General features: G+C 70.9%; 14 protein-coding genes and 1 tRNA gene. 6 read left to right on the forward strand and 9 right to left on the reverse strand.

Annotated features, from left to right (window positions below; all coding sequences use genetic code 11):
• Window positions 1-503: 503 nt before the first annotated feature.
• From AB0230_RS06600 to galU, 4 genes are all read right to left on the reverse strand, one after another.
• A tRNA-Ala gene (locus AB0230_RS06600) sits at window positions 504-579 on the reverse strand.
• Window positions 580-724: 145 nt separating this feature from the next.
• Window positions 725-1,780 carry a large exoprotein gene (locus tag AB0230_RS06605; RefSeq protein ID WP_366374720.1) on the reverse strand — a complete coding sequence of 352 codons (1,056 nt, stop codon included), beginning with the start codon at window positions 1,778-1,780 and terminating at the stop codon, window positions 725-727.
• A gap of 168 nt (window positions 1,781-1,948) precedes the next feature.
• On the reverse strand, window positions 1,949-2,572 hold the full coding sequence (locus tag AB0230_RS06610) for a GNAT family protein (protein WP_315994727.1): 624 nt from the start codon (window positions 2,570-2,572) through the stop codon (window positions 1,949-1,951).
• 14 nt (window positions 2,573-2,586) lie between these two features.
• Window positions 2,587-3,477, reverse strand: coding sequence for a UTP--glucose-1-phosphate uridylyltransferase GalU (galU, locus tag AB0230_RS06615; protein ID WP_315994728.1), 891 nt, complete (start codon window positions 3,475-3,477; stop codon window positions 2,587-2,589).
• Window positions 3,478-3,540: 63 nt separating this feature from the next.
• Here galU and AB0230_RS06620 point away from each other — a divergent pair, with 63 nt between their 5' ends.
• The 3 genes from AB0230_RS06620 to mscL are packed head-to-tail and all read left to right on the forward strand — an operon-like array spanning window position 3,541 to window position 4,879.
• Window positions 3,541-4,137 (forward strand): 5-formyltetrahydrofolate cyclo-ligase, encoded by a 597-nt coding sequence (locus tag AB0230_RS06620; protein WP_315994729.1) that lies wholly within the window; start codon window positions 3,541-3,543, stop codon window positions 4,135-4,137.
• 18 nt (window positions 4,138-4,155) lie between these two features.
• Complete coding sequence (locus tag AB0230_RS06625; RefSeq protein ID WP_363389734.1) at window positions 4,156-4,425, forward strand: FmdB family zinc ribbon protein; 270 nt, start codon at window positions 4,156-4,158, stop codon at window positions 4,423-4,425.
• A 34-nt stretch (window positions 4,426-4,459) separates the two neighbouring features.
• On the forward strand, window positions 4,460-4,879 hold the full coding sequence (mscL, locus tag AB0230_RS06630) for a large conductance mechanosensitive channel protein MscL (protein WP_315994731.1): 420 nt from the start codon (window positions 4,460-4,462) through the stop codon (window positions 4,877-4,879).
• A 436-nt stretch (window positions 4,880-5,315) separates the two neighbouring features.
• On the opposite strand, the gene AB0230_RS06635 is transcribed toward mscL, so the two are convergent.
• Window positions 5,316-9,014: an AAA family ATPase gene (locus tag AB0230_RS06635; RefSeq protein ID WP_366374723.1), complete on the reverse strand. Its 3,699-nt coding sequence runs from the start codon at window positions 9,012-9,014 to the stop codon at window positions 5,316-5,318.
• A gap of 226 nt (window positions 9,015-9,240) precedes the next feature.
• Between AB0230_RS06635 and AB0230_RS06640 the strand changes: the two genes are divergently transcribed.
• Window positions 9,241-9,774 carry a methylated-DNA--[protein]-cysteine S-methyltransferase gene (locus AB0230_RS06640; RefSeq protein WP_315994733.1) on the forward strand — a complete coding sequence of 178 codons (534 nt, stop codon included), beginning with the start codon at window positions 9,241-9,243 and terminating at the stop codon, window positions 9,772-9,774.
• An 81-nt stretch (window positions 9,775-9,855) separates the two neighbouring features.
• Here the strand turns inward: AB0230_RS06640 and AB0230_RS06645 are convergent, their stop codons facing one another.
• Together AB0230_RS06645 and AB0230_RS06650 are read right to left on the reverse strand one after the other, a co-directional pair.
• Entirely contained in the window at window positions 9,856-11,472 is a 1,617-nt protein-coding gene (locus tag AB0230_RS06645; RefSeq protein WP_363389744.1) for a cation acetate symporter, read from the reverse strand.
• Window positions 11,469-11,822 (reverse strand): DUF485 domain-containing protein, encoded by a 354-nt coding sequence (locus AB0230_RS06650; RefSeq protein WP_366374726.1) that lies wholly within the window; start codon window positions 11,820-11,822, stop codon window positions 11,469-11,471. Before AB0230_RS06650 ends, AB0230_RS06645 begins: the two co-directional genes overlap by 4 nt.
• A 140-nt stretch (window positions 11,823-11,962) precedes the next feature.
• Here AB0230_RS06650 and AB0230_RS06655 point away from each other — a divergent pair, with 140 nt between their 5' ends.
• Both AB0230_RS06655 and AB0230_RS06660 read left to right on the forward strand, forming a co-directional pair.
• Window positions 11,963-12,814 (forward strand): LuxR C-terminal-related transcriptional regulator, encoded by an 852-nt coding sequence (locus AB0230_RS06655; RefSeq protein ID WP_363389747.1) that lies wholly within the window; start codon window positions 11,963-11,965, stop codon window positions 12,812-12,814.
• A 113-nt stretch (window positions 12,815-12,927) separates the two neighbouring features.
• Entirely contained in the window at window positions 12,928-13,215 is a 288-nt protein-coding gene (locus tag AB0230_RS06660; RefSeq protein WP_315994737.1) for a Fe-S cluster assembly protein HesB, read from the forward strand.
• 125 nt (window positions 13,216-13,340) lie between these two features.
• Here AB0230_RS06660 and AB0230_RS06665 read toward each other — a convergent pair whose 3' ends face one another.
• A complete protein-coding gene (locus AB0230_RS06665) occupies window positions 13,341-14,099 on the reverse strand; it encodes a hypothetical protein (protein WP_366374728.1) in 759 nt (252 codons plus the stop codon).
• 130 nt (window positions 14,100-14,229) lie between these two features.
• Window positions 14,230-15,000 carry an enoyl-CoA hydratase-related protein gene (locus tag AB0230_RS06670; protein ID WP_315994739.1) on the reverse strand — a complete coding sequence of 257 codons (771 nt, stop codon included), beginning with the start codon at window positions 14,998-15,000 and terminating at the stop codon, window positions 14,230-14,232.
• Window positions 15,001-15,027: the final 27 nt, after the last annotated feature.

Below are 15,027 nucleotides of genomic sequence, written 5' to 3' on the forward strand. Positions count from 1 at the left end.
ACTGCGCCAGCAGCTCAACACCCGGCTCGCCCAGCTCTCGACGAAGGCGGACAATCTCATCGACCTCGTGGCAGAGGGTGGATTCGTCGCAGCAAAGGCGAGCGCCCGTATCCGCGAGATCGAGGAGCAAAAACGCGCAGTTGAGATCCAACTCGGCAGCATCCAAGACGACCTCGCTGAAGGCGTCGCGCAGATCCGCGGCTGGGTGGAGTTGCTCCGCGATCCCCACGAGCTCTACCTCAACGCGAGCGACGATATGCGGCGACGCCTCAACCAGGCGATCTTCCGACGCATCTGGGTCATCGACCTCGAGCGCGTCGAGTCCGACCTCTCGGAACCCGCCCAGCTGCTCCTCGATGCCCAGATGGCCTGGCAGGCGGCTCATTTTGAACAGGCTCCAATGCAAAGTCCCCGCCCGCCGACAGCGGGTGGGGACTTTGCGGATGAAGCGGTTGGCTTGACTCGCGCCATGCACGATGGCAATGGTTCTAGTAAGCCGCGTTTGGTGGACCTGAGGGGATTCGAACCCCTGACCTCCTCGATGCGAACGAGGCGCGCTACCAACTGCGCCACAGGCCCGGAAACCTCGTCAACACTATCACGTCACGCGCCCGTCACCTGACGCGAGACGCAGCCCGGGCGCGCCGCGCGCCGTCGCCGCGGAAGGATATGCCGCCACGCGTATGAGGCCGCGACGAACGGCCCGGCGCCGAAACGCCGGTACTCACTCCCCCGACGCGCGGCGCGTCAGGAGGCGCTGAACGTGGCTCTCGATCTCGCTGTCGTCGACGTAGCCCATCGCCGCGTAGGGCGAGGCGACAGGGGCGACAGCGGCCGGGCGGGCTGTCTCGATGGGCGTGGGAGCCTGCTCGGCGGCGATGTGCCGGGCGGCCTCCTCGCGGGCCGCGGCCCGCAGGGCCTCGCGGGCGAGCTGCTCGTCGACGGTCGCGGCGGCGCGAGAGCCGACCGACGCGACGAGGGGGCGGGGCAGCTCACGCGGCGTCCACGTCGGGCGCGGCTCGGGCACGAGGGCGACGTCCTGCACCTCGCCCATGACCCGGGGCACCGACACCTCGGCCGGACGCGCCGCGATGCGGGTGGCGACGACCGAGATCCGACGCAGGATGACGAGGGATGCCACGACCACGGCCGCTCCGGCGACGAGGACGATCGGGGACGCTCCCCCGACGATCTGCACGGCACCGAAGCCGGAGGCGATGAGCCCGGCCAGGAGCGCGACCGAGACGGTGAGGCGGAAGCGACGACGCACACGCGAGCGACGAGCCGCCGGGACGGCGACCGAGGCAGCCTGTTCGGCACGCGCGCGCTCCACGGCGGAGGCGCGTTCCGCACGCGTCTTCTCGAGAGCCGCGGCGCGCTCGGCGCGAGCGACCTCGACGGCGGCGGCCCGTTCGGCACGGGCCAGCTCGATCGCGGCCGCGCGCTGCTCCTTCACGACATCGCGGTCACGCGCACTCTCGAGCTTCGCCACCTCGAGGCGCGCCTTGGCGGCGGCGAGCTCGGCCTGGGCCTTCTGCGCCTGCACCTGACGGGCGAGCTTCTGCTGCTGGTGCGCGGTGCGGGTGGTCAGCTCGAGGTGCACTTCCCGCGGCGTCTCGGCCGTCTCGGCGAGCACGCGAAGGGCCTGGTTGAGGCGCACGGCGTTGCGTTCGGCGGAGGTGAACCGATGCCGGCTCTGCCACGACGGCAGGAGATAGACCAACCACAGCGCGACCGCCACGAAGACGATCACCCCGCCGCTCAGCACCTGGCCACCCATGGGACAAAGGTAGGTCACCGAGAGATCACACCTCGGCATCCTCCCGCGTGTCGTCACGCCCGATCGCGAGAATGGTGTCCGGCTCCGGGCGTGCGGGGCGCTGACGAGCGGGCGACATCCTGCCGCCGAGATATCAGCGGGGTGCCGTCCCGCCGCGCCGCAACGCGCTCAGAGGCGGTCGGCCGGCGGGATGCGCGCCGCGTCGGGCGGCACCTGCCCCCGCGCCCAGCGGTCGAGCACGCCGTGCGGCACCTCTTCGCGCACGAGCGCGAAGGCGTAGTGGTCTCGCCAGTCGCCGTCGATGTGGATGTAGCGGCGACGGAGTCCCTCGTAGCGGAAGCCGAGCTTCTCGACCACGCGCAGACTCGCGTGGTTCTCGGGACGGATGCAGATCTCGATCCGGTGCAGGTTCAGCTCGGTGAAGCACACGTCGGTGGCCATCGCGACGCCGACCGTCGTGATGTTGCGACCGGCGAACTCCTCGGCCACCCAGTAGCCGATCGTGGCCGAGGCCAGCGAACCGCGCGAGACCCCCCACACGTTGAGCTGCCCCGCGACCTCGTCGTCCCACGCCATCACGAAGGGGACGCCGAGGCCGTCGCGGTACTGCTGGAGGAGGCGACGGATGCCGAGCCGCATGTCGAACGACACGGGGCCGTCGGGGCTCGTCGCCTCCCACGGACGCAGCCACGAGCGGTTGTCGATCAGCTGCTGCTGCAGCACGCGCGCGTCGCGGTTGCGGATGAGACGGATCGACACCTCGCCGTGCCGTCTCGGGATCGATAGATCCATAGTGCTCCGCCGGGTCAGAGACCCTGCGCGAACTCCTTGAACCACGGACGCAGCGCGGGGCCCAGGTCGTCGCGGTCGGCCGCGAGCTGCACGATGGCCTTGATGTAGTCGACGCGGTCGCCGGTGTCGTAACGGCGTCCGCGGAACACGACGCCGTACACGCCGCCCCCGTCGCCGCCGCCGGTCGCGAGCTCCTCGAGCGCGTCGGTCAGCTGGATCTCGCCGCCCTTGCCGGGCTCCGTGCGCTCGAGGATGTCGAACACGTCGGGGCCGAGCACGTAGCGGCCGATGATCGCGAGGTTCGAGGGCGCGTCCTCCGCCTTGGGCTTCTCGACGAGCTGCGTGACCTTGACGACACCGTCGTCTTCGGTGGGCTCGACCGCGGCGACACCGTAGAGGTGGATCTGTGAGGGGTCGACCTCCATGAGGGCGATGACCGTCGCGCCGCGCTTGTCGTACTCGGACATCATCTTCTCGAGCAGCGGGTCGCGCTCGTCGATGAGGTCGTCGCCCAGGAGGACCGCGAAGGGGTGGTCGCCCACGTGGCTGCGCGCGCGGAGCACCGCGTGACCCAGACCCTTGGGCTCGCCCTGACGCACCATGTGCACGTCGGCCAGGTCGGAGGAGTGCTCCACCTTGGCGAGCTTGTCGTGGTCGCCCTTCTCGCGGAGCTTCGTCTCGAGCTCCGGCATCGAGTCGAAGTGGTTGGCGATGTTGTTCTTGTTGCGTCCGATGATGATCAGGACGTCCTGGATGCCGGCACCGGTCGCCTCTTCGACGACGTACTGGATGGCCGGCTTGTCGACAACCGGCAGCATCTCCTTGGGCATGGCCTTGGTGGCGGGGAGGAAGCGAGTACCGAGTCCTGCGGCCGGAATCACGGCCTTGAAGGGCTTATGAGGCATGGGCATACCCTAGCGGGAGCGCGGGTCGTCGTCGTCAACACGCGCGCACGTAGACTTACCCGCATGCCGGATCGCATCGAGCAGGCCAAGCGCGCACTGCGCGCCGATCTGCGCGAACGTCGCCAGACCGTGTCGTCCCACGCCCGCGATGTCGCGGAGGCCGGCGTCAAGGAGCAGCTCGACGCCCTCGTCGATCGACTGGGCGCCCGCAGCATCTCCTGCTTCCTCTCGACGCCGACCGAGCCGGGCACGCACGCCTTCGTGTCCGCGGCGGTGGAACGCGGCATCCGCGTGCTCCTTCCCATCACGCGTGAAGACGGGCTGCTCGACTGGAGCGTGGCCACTGCCGACACCGAGATCGCGGAGGGACTGTTCGGACTGCCCGAGCCCGTCGGCGACGTGCTCGGCCCGATCGCCGTCAACGACGTCGACCTGCTCGTCATCCCCGCCGCGGCCGTCGACCGGCACGGGATGCGCCTGGGCTGGGGACGCGGCTACTTCGACAAGACCCTGGGCTCGATGGAGAAGTGCCCGCCCGTGTATGCGGTGATCTTCGACTCCGAGTTCGTCGACGACGTGCCCCGCGACGTGCACGACCAGCCCGTCACGGGCGTGGTCACGCCGACGCGCACCATCGCGCTCGACTCTCACCACGCCTGAACACCCGAAGGAAGACCGATGCCCACCTACTCCTACGCCTGCAAGCAGTGCGGCCACCGCTTCGACGCCGTGCAGTCCTTCTCCGACGCGGCCCTCACCGAGTGCCCGGAGTGCGGCGGCGAGGTGCGCAAGCAGTACGGCTCGATCGGCGTCACCTTCAACGGATCGGGGTTCTACCGCACCGATTCCCGCGGGTCGAGCTCGTCGTCCTCCGGTGGCGCGTCGTCGGGTTCTTCGACATCATCGAAGTCGGAAACGACGTCGTCCGCTCCCTCTTCGGTCTCCTGAGTCCGGGGCGGCGCGGCAGAAGGGGAGCCAGCGCATGATCAAAGGATTCAAGGAGTTCATCCTCCGCGGCAACGTCATCGACCTCGCGGTCGCCGTCGTCATCGGAGCGGCCTTCACGGCCATCGTCAACGCCCTCGTGCAGGGTCTGATCAATCCGTTGATCGGGTTCCTGTTCCAGGTCGGCGACCTGAGTGACCTGAACGTCACCGTCCCGACTCTGCTCGGCGGCACGTCCACGTTCGAGTTCGGCGCGATCCTCGTGGCGATCATCAACTTCGTCGCGGTCGCCGCGATCGTCTACTTCGTGTTCGTGTACCCCATGAACCGCTGGAAGGCCCGCGCCGCGGCTCGCGCCGGAGTGAACGAGGCGGCATCCGAAGAGCCGAACCTGCCGACCGAGCAGGAGCTGCTCGTGCAGATCCGCGATCTGCTGGAGCGCCAGAACAAGATCTGAGCGGCCTCGAGCCGACGACGCGGCGTCCGCGCCGGGACCACGCGTTCCGGCGCGGGCGCCGTCGCCGTTCCTGGTCAGTAGTGCGGGGGGACCTCGCGCATCATGCGCTCGTCGTTGGGCCCGGATGCCGTGGGTCGGGGGCCCGTGCCGCGTGCGGGGTCGTCGGCGGGCGCCGGCTCGGCCGTCGTCCCCGGCGCAGCGAGGAGCCGTGCGCGGCGGGCGCCACGGACGCGGACGACGGGCTGACGATCCGCCGGCGTGTCCGCAGAGCTCCTCGGGCCGGTCGAAGCGACCGGGCCCGACGCGGCGTCCGGGGCTTCGACGGACTCAGCCTCCGGAGAGGGCCCTGAGCCCGTCGACGGGACCGCACCCGACTCCGACTCGGAGGGTTCGACAGGCTCAGCCGGTGGCATCCGGATTCTCGGTCATCAGGGGATCAGCCGGGCAGGTCGAGAGGCTCGGTCGTCGAGTCGGGGGTGGCGGCGTCGTCGGGGGCGATGCCGAGCAGCTCCGCGATGCGCGCGGCGACGCCGGCGGGATCGCTGTACAAGTCGAACGCGTGCACCCGCACGTAGTGCCAGCCGAGGCGCCGGAGGATCTGCGGGCGCAGACGCAGCGTCTCGCGCAGGGACTCCCCGATGGTCTCGGGATCGCTCTCGGCGACGACCGCCTTGCCCTTGTAGCGGGCGACGAGCGGAAGCAGACCGCGGTAGTCGACGTCGACCTCGACACCCAGACGGCGCAGCTCCCGCGCCAGCGCGCGGGTGAGCGGATCGGCGAGGTCTTCGAGGCGGCTCTCGCGGCCGCGGGCGGCGACGTTGCCGAGGATGCCCATGAGGGTTGCGGCACCGTGCTCGAGGCGGCCGTCGTCGAAGGCCGAGGGGCGGATCGACGACACGATCACCATCGAGCGGCGGGCGCGGGTCATCCCGACCGTGAGCAGGCGCTCCCCGTCGGGCGTCGACAGGTCGCCGAAGTCGCTGAGCACGCGCCCGTGACGCGTGAGACCGAAGCCGAGCGAGAACACCACGCGGTCGCGGCTCTCGGCCACCGACTCCTCGAGGGTGAGCACGGCGAAGGGCTCGGCGGCATCCCGTGAGACGAACTCGGCGACGTCGGAGCGGCCGGCCAGCGCCGCCACGACCGAGGCGCGCACGCGCTCGGCGTGCTTGCGGCTCGCGGTGACGACCATGAGCGATTCCGAGGCGCGGTTCACGGCGTGCTCGACCACCAGGGTGACGACGCGGGCGACCTCGGCGTCGGGGCTCTCGACGGCACCGCTGACGGGGTCGGGGGCGCCGACACCACCCTCGACGTAGTCGACGCTCAAGCTGCCGCGGCCGAGGTACGAACCCGCCCAGGGCAGCGACACGATCTCTCCGCCGTAGAAGGCGTCGTTGACCAGCTGCGAGAGATCTTCTCCGCCGGCGCGGTAGCTGCGGGTGAGCGTCTCGACGGGGAGCAGCTCGGCGATGCGTTCGAAGACCGAGGTCTCGTCGAACGGCACCTCGTCGGCGTCCGCGTCGGCCCCGGCGGACTCGGGCGCGGCGGCGATCGCCGCACTCACGCGGAAGGGCGTCGGCTTCTGTACGACCGGGTCGCCGAACAGCACGACCTGACGCGCGCGGCGCAGCGCCGGGGTCGCCTCGGCGAGGCACAGGGCGGCGGCATCCGCGATGATCACGACGTCGAACGCGAGATCGTGCGGCACGTCGGGCACCTCGTAGGGCGACGCCAGCCACACCGGCGCGAGCGTGCGCAGCAGCGTGGGGGCGGCATCCGAGATCTCCTGCGCCGTGTGCAGGCCGTCCTTCAGCGAACGCTTGAGGGCGGCGGCCTCGTCGGCGTGGTCGACGATGCCGATACGCCACTGCGTCGCGAGCTGGGCGGCGAGCAGGGGCCCCGCGGCGGCCGCGTGCGCCTCGTCGACGAGCCGGAAGTCGCGCTCGAGGCGGTCGACGACGCTCGTGTTGGCTCCCAGCAGGGCCTTGTCGGTGCGCAGCAGGTGCTCGAGGGCGGACTGCCACCACGCGAACTCGAGTTCGGCGCCCACGCGCTCCTCGGGCACGTGCCGCACCGACAGTTCGACCAGGAGCTGCTCCAGCCCCAGGCGCGCGAGCTCGGAACGCAGCTGCGCGCGCTCAACGAGGTTGTCGAAGAACGTCGACTCGGCGGCGAGTCCGGCGAGGGTGCGGACGAGACGCTGCACGGGCAGGGTCGCCAAGCGGTCGGAGCCCTGGCGGCCGAGGATCTGGTCGAGCTCGCCGAGCAGCGCGTCGGTGCGCTGCCACGAGACGTGCACGTCGGCCAGGCCGAGCGGCACCTCGGGGGTGACGCCGGCCTCGACGACGCGCTGCCACTCGGTGCGCTGCTGCTGGATGCGCACGAGCGCCTCGTACATGTCGGGCACGTGCACGCCCGGGCGCACGTACTCCTTCGAGAGGCGCTTGAGCCGACGGCGGTTCGGACCGCTCATCGCCGAGGCGTCGCGGCGCGGGGAATGCGCGTCGATCAGCTCGCCGAGGGGGCGTTCGAACACGCTCGGGCTGAAGCGATCGAGCGACTCGCGGATGCCCTGCAGGAGCTTGAGGTACGCGCCGAGCTCGGAGACCGTCTGGAACGGCCGCATGCGGGTCTGCGCGATGAGCTCGTAGCCGCGCTCGAGCAGGCGCGGAACCTCGTGGGCGTGCAGTTTGCCCGCGAGATCGTGCGCGGCGCGCGCGTCTTCGGTGCGGGTGAAGCTGACGCCGTACCACGGCGAGTCGTCTGGGCCGAAGCGGAACTCGCCCAGGCGTGCCGCCATCGCCAGGGCGCGGGCCGCGGCGTCGCGGCGACCGGCGAGGCGTTCGAGCGTGGCGAGATCGAACCGCGCCTCGGTCGAGGGGGCGGGGGACGTGGATGCCAGAGACGTCAGCGCGCGAAGGACGTCGAGCGCGGAGACGCCCAGTGCCAGGTGCGGCTCGGTCACGGCCGAGCGGTAGTCGCGCAGCACGGTGCGCAGACGCACGAGAGCGTCGTCGATCTCGGCGACCTTGGGCTGCTCAGCCTTCTCGTTTCGGCCGATCGCGCGGATGAGGTCGCGGCGCACGTGGTGCGGCGAGACGGCGAGCCCGGTCAGTCCGACGCCGGCGAGACGGTGACGGATGCCGTCGAGCGTCGAGCGACGGGCGCTGACCACGAGCACGCGCTTGTTGTCGTGGACGAGCTGACCGATCGCGTTGATGACGGTCTGCGTCCCTCCGGTGCCGGGCAGCGTGTGCACGGCGAGGGAGTGACCGGCGGCGATCCGGGCGAGCACCCGCTCCTGCTCGGCGTCGGCGTCGAGCAGCAGGGTGTCGGCGGCGGGCGCACGCTCGTCGGGGCCGACGACCACGGGGTCGGCACGGCGCACGCTGACGCGGGCACGGTCGTCGGGATGCCCCGCGAGGGCGTTCAGCAGCGGGTCGTCGAGGTCGTGCGTGTCGCGCGCCATGCCCGAGCCCACGTCGGCGAACGACGAGATGACCAGGCGCGGGTGCACGACGAAGGTCGGCACGTGCGAGGTCAGGCGGCGGATGTGGTCGATGACCGGCTGCGGTTTGAACACGCCCTGGTCGTACGCGAGACCTGCGAGGGCGGCGCTGTCGATCTGGATGCCGAGATGCGTGCGGAACGCGCGCGAGAGCTCGGGGTTCATCACGAAGGCGCCGTGCAGCTTGAGCTCGAAGTCGCCGTGGTGCCGGCGGATGGCGAGGGGACGCAGCAGCACGGGGGCCGACCACTCCACTCCCCCGATCTTCCACGCGGAGAGGCCGACGGCCAGATGCACGGGCTCGAGACCGCGGGCGGTGCGCAGCTCGACGTTCTTCGAGGTGATGCGGTCGGCGGCCATGCGTGCCGTGCGCAGGGCGACCTCGTCGCGGAAGAGGTTGGAGAGCATCGTCGCGCGCCCCGTGATGAACTGCGGGAGAGAGCCCGGGTGCGCCTTGGTGATGTCGATGCCCGCGTCAAGCGCGTCGTCGAACCGCAGCAGTGTCGACCGCCCGCCCAGGGCTGCCGCCTCGGCGCGGATGCGATCGCGCTCGGGGTCGGCGACGTGGCGGACCACGATGCCGGGCTCCGACAATCGCAGCTCGCCCGGATCGACGGACGACATCGAATCGTCTCCGTCGGCACCGATCACGGTACCGTCCTCAGCTCGCCACACACCTGTCAGACTAAGCCGGTCGATCGGGTAACCCCCGTAGCGGCGGCGAGTTTCGCGACAATCGGCGACACGCCGCACCACCGGCGCTTCCTCCCCAGGCGGCGGATCAGCGGCATCCTCCCCTCTTCCGGGCGGCGGCCCCGCGGGGCTCCCCGACGGTGAAGAGGATGAGGGCATGAGCACAGTCACCAGCACTGAATACGACGGCCCCCTCGGGCCGATCCTGCTGACGTTCATCGACGACGCCCTCGTGCGTCTCGACGTCGCGCACGACGGGATCGACCTCGCCCGCGCCGAGATCTCGCACCGCCTGGGCGTCGTGCCAGAGCCCGACCCGTCGGTCGGCGACGGCCTCGTCGCGCAGCTCGACGAGTATTTCGCCGGCGAACGACGCGCGTTCGAGGTCGCCCTCGACTGGCGCCTCGTGCGCGGATTCACGCGGACGGCGCTCGAGGCGACGCTCGGCATCCCCTACGGAGAAGTGGCGTCGTACGGAGAGGTGGCGCTTATGGCCGACGCTCCGCGCGCCGCGCGGGCGGTCGGCACGGCGTGCGCGTCGAGTCCGTTCTCGATCGTCGTCCCCGTGCATCGGGTGGTGCGCGCCGACGGATCGATCGGCGAGTACGGCGGGCACCCCGAGGTCAAGGAGCAGCTGCTCGACCTCGAGAGCAGGGTCGTGCTCGGCGAGAGGCTGCGCGCCGCGGGGTAGGCGGGGACGCGCCTCTGTGCGGCGCCGGGGCCGCGCGCGACGACGCCCGGCCCCGCTGGAGCGGGACCGGGCGCGGCCGGATCAGTGGTTCGACGCCTTCTCGGCGCCGTACCCGGTGAGGGATCGCACGTCCATCTCGGCCGCCTTGCGGCGGTCTTCGGCGGTGCGCGAGGTGACCGAGCCCAGCCATCCCAGAAGGAAGCCGAGCGGGATCGACACGATGCCAGGGTTGTTCAGCGGCCAGATGGCCACCCCGGTGTTCACGAACACGCTCGTGGGCGTTCCCCAGAAGACCGGCGAGAGGAAGATGAGCACGAGCGCCGAGCCGAGCCCGCCGTACATGCTCCACACCGCGCCACGGGTGGTGAACTTGCGCCAGAACAGCGAGAACAGGATCGTCGGCAGGTTGGCCGAGGCCGCGACCGCGAACGCGAGGGCGACGAGGAAGGCCACGTTCTGGCCCTGCACGCCGATCCCGCCGAGGATGGCCAGGATGCCGATGACGATGACCGTCCGCCGCGCGACCTTGACCTCGCCGTCGGGCGGCACGTCGCCCTTCTTCACCACGTTGGCGTAGATGTCGTGCGCGAACGACGCGGCCGCGGTGATCGTCAGCCCCGCCACGACCGCCAGGATCGTCGCGAACGCCACCGCCGAGATGAAGCCCAGCAGCAGCGGCCCGCCGAGGGCGAAGGCGAGCAGGGGTGCCGCGGCGTTGACCCCGCCGGGGGCCGCGAGGATCGTGTCCGCCCCGACGAGGGCGCCGGCACCGTACCCGAGCACGAGCGTGAGGATGTAGAACAGTCCGATCAGCCAGATGGCCCAAACCACCGAGCGCCGCGCCTCCTTCGCCGTGGGCACCGTGTAGAAGCGCATGAGCACATGCGGGAGTCCCGCGGTGCCGAGGACGAGTGCGAGGGCGAGCGAGATGAAGTCCCACGGGTTCTTGCCGTACTGCAGTCCCGGGGCGAGGACCGCGTCGCCCTTGGGCGAGGCCGCCACCGCGCTCTCGAGAAGGGTGTTCAGGCTGAAGCCGTTGATCGCGAGCACCCAGACCGTCATCACGACGGCACCGCCGATGAGCAGGAAGGCCTTGACGATCTGCACCCAGGTCGTTCCCTTCATCCCGCCGATCAGCACGTAGACGATCATCAGGATGCCGACCACCGCGACCACGATCGACTGGCCGACCCGCTCGGTGATGCCGAGCAGCAGCGACACCAGTCCGCCGGCACCCGCCATCTGCGCGAGGAGGTAGAAGAAGCACACCGCGAGCGTCGTGATCGCGGCGGCCATGCGCACGGGGCGCTCCTTGAGGCGGAACGAGAGCACGTCGGCCATCGTGAACTTGCCCGTGTTGCGCATGAGCTCCGCGACGAGCAGCAGAGCCACGAGCCACGCCACGAGGAAGCCGATCGAGTACAGGAACCCGTCATAGCCGTTGATCGCGATGGCGCCGACGATGCCGAGGAACGACGCCGCCGAGAGGTAGTCGCCGGCGATCGCGAACCCGTTCTGCGGTCCGGTGAACGATCGCCCGGCGGCGTAGTAATCGGCCGCGGTCTTGCTGTTGCGACTGGCCCGGATGACGATGAACAACGTCACGGCCACGAATGCGCCGAAGATCGAGATGTTCAGCACCGGGTTGTTCTCGACCGTCTGGACGGCCGCGTCGAGGGCGGCGAGCACGTCGTTCATGCGCGTCCCCCCTCAGTCTGCTCGAGCTCGTGACGAAGCTGTTCGGCTCCGGGGTCGAGTTGCCGGTTGGCGTACGCGACGTAGCCCATGGTGATCGCGAACGTGGTCACGAACTGCCCGAGTCCCAGCAGCAGGCCGACGGTGATCGCTCCCGACACCGGCTGGGCCATGAACTCCGGGGCGAACGACGACAGCAGCACGTAGGCGAAATACCAGACGAGGAACACCACCGCGAGCGGGAAGACGAAGCGGCGTTGGCGCCTCTTCAACTCCTGGAACGGGGCGGACTCCTCGACCGCGATGTAATCGACGCCGCCCGTGTGGGCGTCGTCGATGCGACGGTCCGTCATGTGGCCTCCTTGCCTCATGAGTACGGCGCAACGCTGCGCCGTTCGGGGGAAAAGTCCGGGTCGGCTGGCGCTTCCCCGGTGGTAGGGTCGACGCTACGAAACGCGGCGACGAAGCCGTCACCCCCGGAAGTAGGTAGTGCGTGGCTGCACCGTCCACACTTCGAGACGACACGCGACTGGTCTCGCACGCCGTGAGCGAGCTCGCCCGGCGCACGCATTTCCCTGTGGCCTTCGGCGGGCTCGAGCACGACGGGGCGGTGCACGTGTCGACCATCGTCGGCGCCCGCACGCGGAGCATCGAGGGCCTCGTGGTCCATGCGACCCGCGGACTCGGTGGGCGGGCCCTCGTCGAGCGGCGCCCCCGCATGACCCTCGACTACCGCACGTCGCGGTCGATCACGCACGATTACGACCGCGCCATCCTCGGCGAGGGCATCGCCACGCTGTTCGCCGTGCCCGTGCTGGTCGGAGGTGCGGCCCGCGGCGTGCTGTACTGCGGCTCGTGGGCGCAATCCCAGGTCGGCGAGGTCGAGGCTCGACCGGCGTTCGATGTGGCGGGCGAGCTCGGCACCGAGCTGCGCGTGCGGGCCGAGGTCGAACGCCGGATGGCGGCTGCACCGGCGCCGGAGGGCGGCCTCAGCGCGGGCGCGCGCGAGGAGATCCGGGAGAGCTACGCGCAGCTGCGGAGCCTGGCCGCGACCGTCGGAGACGACGCCGTGCGCCGACGACTCGAGGACATCGAGGCGCGACTCGCCGCGCTCACCGGCGACAGTCCTGCCACGGGCGCCGAAACGGACGTCCACCTGTCGCGACGCGAGATCGACGTGCTCGCCTGCGCCGCGGTGGGCTCGACGAACGGGGAGATCGCGGCATCCCTCGGTCTGCGTGAGACCACGGTGAAGTCGTACCTGGCCTCGGCGATGTCGAAGCTCGACGCCTCCACCCGACACGCGGCAGTGACACGCGCACGACGGGCCGGGCTCCTCCCCTGACGTCTGGACGACCGGTGGGAAACCCCTGGAAATGGCGGCGAGGAGTTGAGAGCCGCCGCGATTCTCGGCATCGTGGCTGATTCCTGTCGTCGATCAGAGAAGGAGAGTCACCCATGCTGACACTCACCGAAGAGGCCACGACCGCCGTCAAGACCATCACCGCGCAGTTCCCCGACGCCCCGCAGGGCGGCGTGCGCATCGCCGGAGCGGGTTCGCCCGAGTCGCAGTTCGCGCTCTCGGTCGTCGACGCGCCCGAGCCCGCCGACACCGTCGTCGAGAACTCCGGAGCACGGGTCTTCCTCGACACCGACGCCGCCGCGGTGCTCGACGACCGCGTTCTCGACGCGCAGATCGACCCGCAGCAGGGATCCGTGCAGTTCGCCGTGACCACCGCTGCGTGACGCATGTGACACGCTGACGCGTTTCGACGATGCCCCGGCCGGTGTGCCGGGGCATCGTCGTGTGCGGCGGGGGCTTGCGTCCGACGCGGTTCTCGCGCGGCCGCGATCCCCGAGCAGCCTCGCCGTCAGCCGCGGAAGACCACGATCTGGTCTCGTCCCTGGTCGTAGACGAACTGCAAGGACGTGTCCGCGGGCAGATCCGTCGGCTCCCGCTCGGGGGTGTCCTCGGCGAGCAGGATCGTGAAGGTCGCCGGGAACGGGCCCGCCGCACAGGAGGGCAGGAGGAACTGCCCGTCGTACGAGAAGGAATCGTCACCGGTGTCGAGCAGGTCGGGTTGATACACCGTCATGCACCGGGCCGCGCCTTCGCCCGCGCGGAACGAGGGATAGGAGATGACGCGGAAACCCTCGAAGGCCGTATAGGCCTTCACGTTGCCGGTGATCCCGCGGTACAGGGAGCTGGGAATGTCGAACGAAGGGTCCTCCGCGAGCCGGGCGACCTGCGTGGCACCCACCTGGAGGGGATCGGTCTGCACGCGCTGCACGAGCACCAGAGCGGTCAGCAGTGTCGCCACGACGAGCCCGGCCCCGGCGAGCATCACCACCGTGGAACGCCGCAGACGCGGCATCCGGCGGCGGGCCGGGCGGGCCGACTCGCCGTCTTCTCCCCCCGCCTCCGCACCGACGGATGCCGCCTCGGGCTCCGTCTGTTCGCCGTCCGGCGCCGCACGGTCGTCCGCCGCGCCGCCGTCGCGGGCCGCCGCGCGCTGCTCGAGCTCGATCAGGCGCTCCAGCGCCGAAGGGTCGGCGGAGATGTCGGCGCCGGGGGCGTAAGCCCGGCGGCGGAGGGTCGCGAGTTCGTCGTCGTCGTCGATGCGCGGCATGGTCTGATTCAAGCAGGGCGACGACGAGGGATGCGCGACGACGACGCACGCCCTGCGCGCGGCGCGGAGCCGACTGCGCGCGCTGTCCGGCGCCCGGGCGGGGGCGCCGACGTGCGGTTCTCGCGCGGCGTCAGTGACCCGTGAACGACGGTGCGCGCTTGGCCTGGAACGCCGCGAACCCCTCGCGATAGTCGTCGGTGGCCGCGAGGGCCGCCTGGGCGCGGTTCTCGAGCGCCATGGCGTCCCACAGCCCCAGCCGCTCGTCGCGGATCGCCGAGACGATGCGCTTGCTCGCCCGGAAGGCGGCGGTGGGCCCGGCCGCCGCGCGGACGGCGGCGAGGCTCGTGGCATCCTGCACCTCGGCGGCGGGGAGCACGCGCGAGAAGAGGCCCGCCCGCACCGCTTCCTCGCCCGACAGCAGGCGACCGGTGTAGATGAGATCGAGGGTCGCGTGGATGCCGAGCCGCTCGGCGAACAGCGCGTGGCCGCCGGAGTCGAGGGTCGCTCCCAGGGCTGCGAAGGGCGAACCGATCCTGGCGGTGTCGGCGACGTAGACGACGTCGGTGGCGATGAGCAGGCCGAGGCCGACGCCCAGGCACGCGCCGTGGGCGACCGCGAAGGTGGGTGCGGGGAAGGCCGCCATGCGACGCAGCAGCGGCGCCAGCGTCTCGTCCAGGTAACCGCCGACGTCGTCGGTCGACGGGTCGACGCCGGAGATGTCGCGACCGGCGCAGAAGGACGGCCCCTCACCCCGCAGAAGAACGGCGCGGGCGCCGTCCGCCTCGGCGCGGTCGTAGGCCGCAGCCAGGGCGTGCAGATCGTCGAGACCCACGGCATTGCGGCGTGCGGGGGCGTTCAGGACGATCTCGGCGACACCGTCGGCGCCGGTGTACTCGATCATGCGACTCCCCCGCGGGCGCGCCCGGGT

The sequence above is a fragment of the Microbacterium sp. NPDC089190 genome, from assembly GCF_040701795.1.
GTDB classification, from domain to species: Bacteria; Actinomycetota; Actinomycetes; order Actinomycetales; family Microbacteriaceae; genus Microbacterium; species Microbacterium galbum.

Coding starts and splice junctions, on each gene's coding strand:
- AB0230_RS06605 (WP_366374720.1), bottom strand. CDS start 1,780: ATGGGTGGCCAGGTGCTGAGCGGCGGGGTGATCGTCTTCGTGGCGGTC.
- AB0230_RS06610 (WP_315994727.1), bottom strand. CDS start 2,572: ATGGATCTATCGATCCCGAGACGGCACGGCGAGGTGTCGATCCGTCTC.
- galU (WP_315994728.1), bottom strand. CDS start 3,477: ATGCCTCATAAGCCCTTCAAGGCCGTGATTCCGGCCGCAGGACTCGGT.
- AB0230_RS06620 (WP_315994729.1), top strand. CDS start 3,541: ATGCCGGATCGCATCGAGCAGGCCAAGCGCGCACTGCGCGCCGATCTG.
- AB0230_RS06625 (WP_363389734.1), top strand. CDS start 4,156: ATGCCCACCTACTCCTACGCCTGCAAGCAGTGCGGCCACCGCTTCGAC.
- mscL (WP_315994731.1), top strand. CDS start 4,460: ATGATCAAAGGATTCAAGGAGTTCATCCTCCGCGGCAACGTCATCGAC.
- AB0230_RS06635 (WP_366374723.1), bottom strand. CDS start 9,014: ATGTCGTCCGTCGATCCGGGCGAGCTGCGATTGTCGGAGCCCGGCATC.
- AB0230_RS06640 (WP_315994733.1), top strand. CDS start 9,241: ATGAGCACAGTCACCAGCACTGAATACGACGGCCCCCTCGGGCCGATC.
- AB0230_RS06645 (WP_363389744.1), bottom strand. CDS start 11,472: ATGAACGACGTGCTCGCCGCCCTCGACGCGGCCGTCCAGACGGTCGAG.
- AB0230_RS06650 (WP_366374726.1), bottom strand. CDS start 11,822: ATGACGGACCGTCGCATCGACGACGCCCACACGGGCGGCGTCGATTAC.
- AB0230_RS06660 (WP_315994737.1), top strand. CDS start 12,928: ATGCTGACACTCACCGAAGAGGCCACGACCGCCGTCAAGACCATCACC.
- AB0230_RS06665 (WP_366374728.1), bottom strand. CDS start 14,099: ATGCCGCGCATCGACGACGACGACGAACTCGCGACCCTCCGCCGCCGG.
- AB0230_RS06670 (WP_315994739.1), bottom strand. CDS start 15,000: ATGATCGAGTACACCGGCGCCGACGGTGTCGCCGAGATCGTCCTGAAC.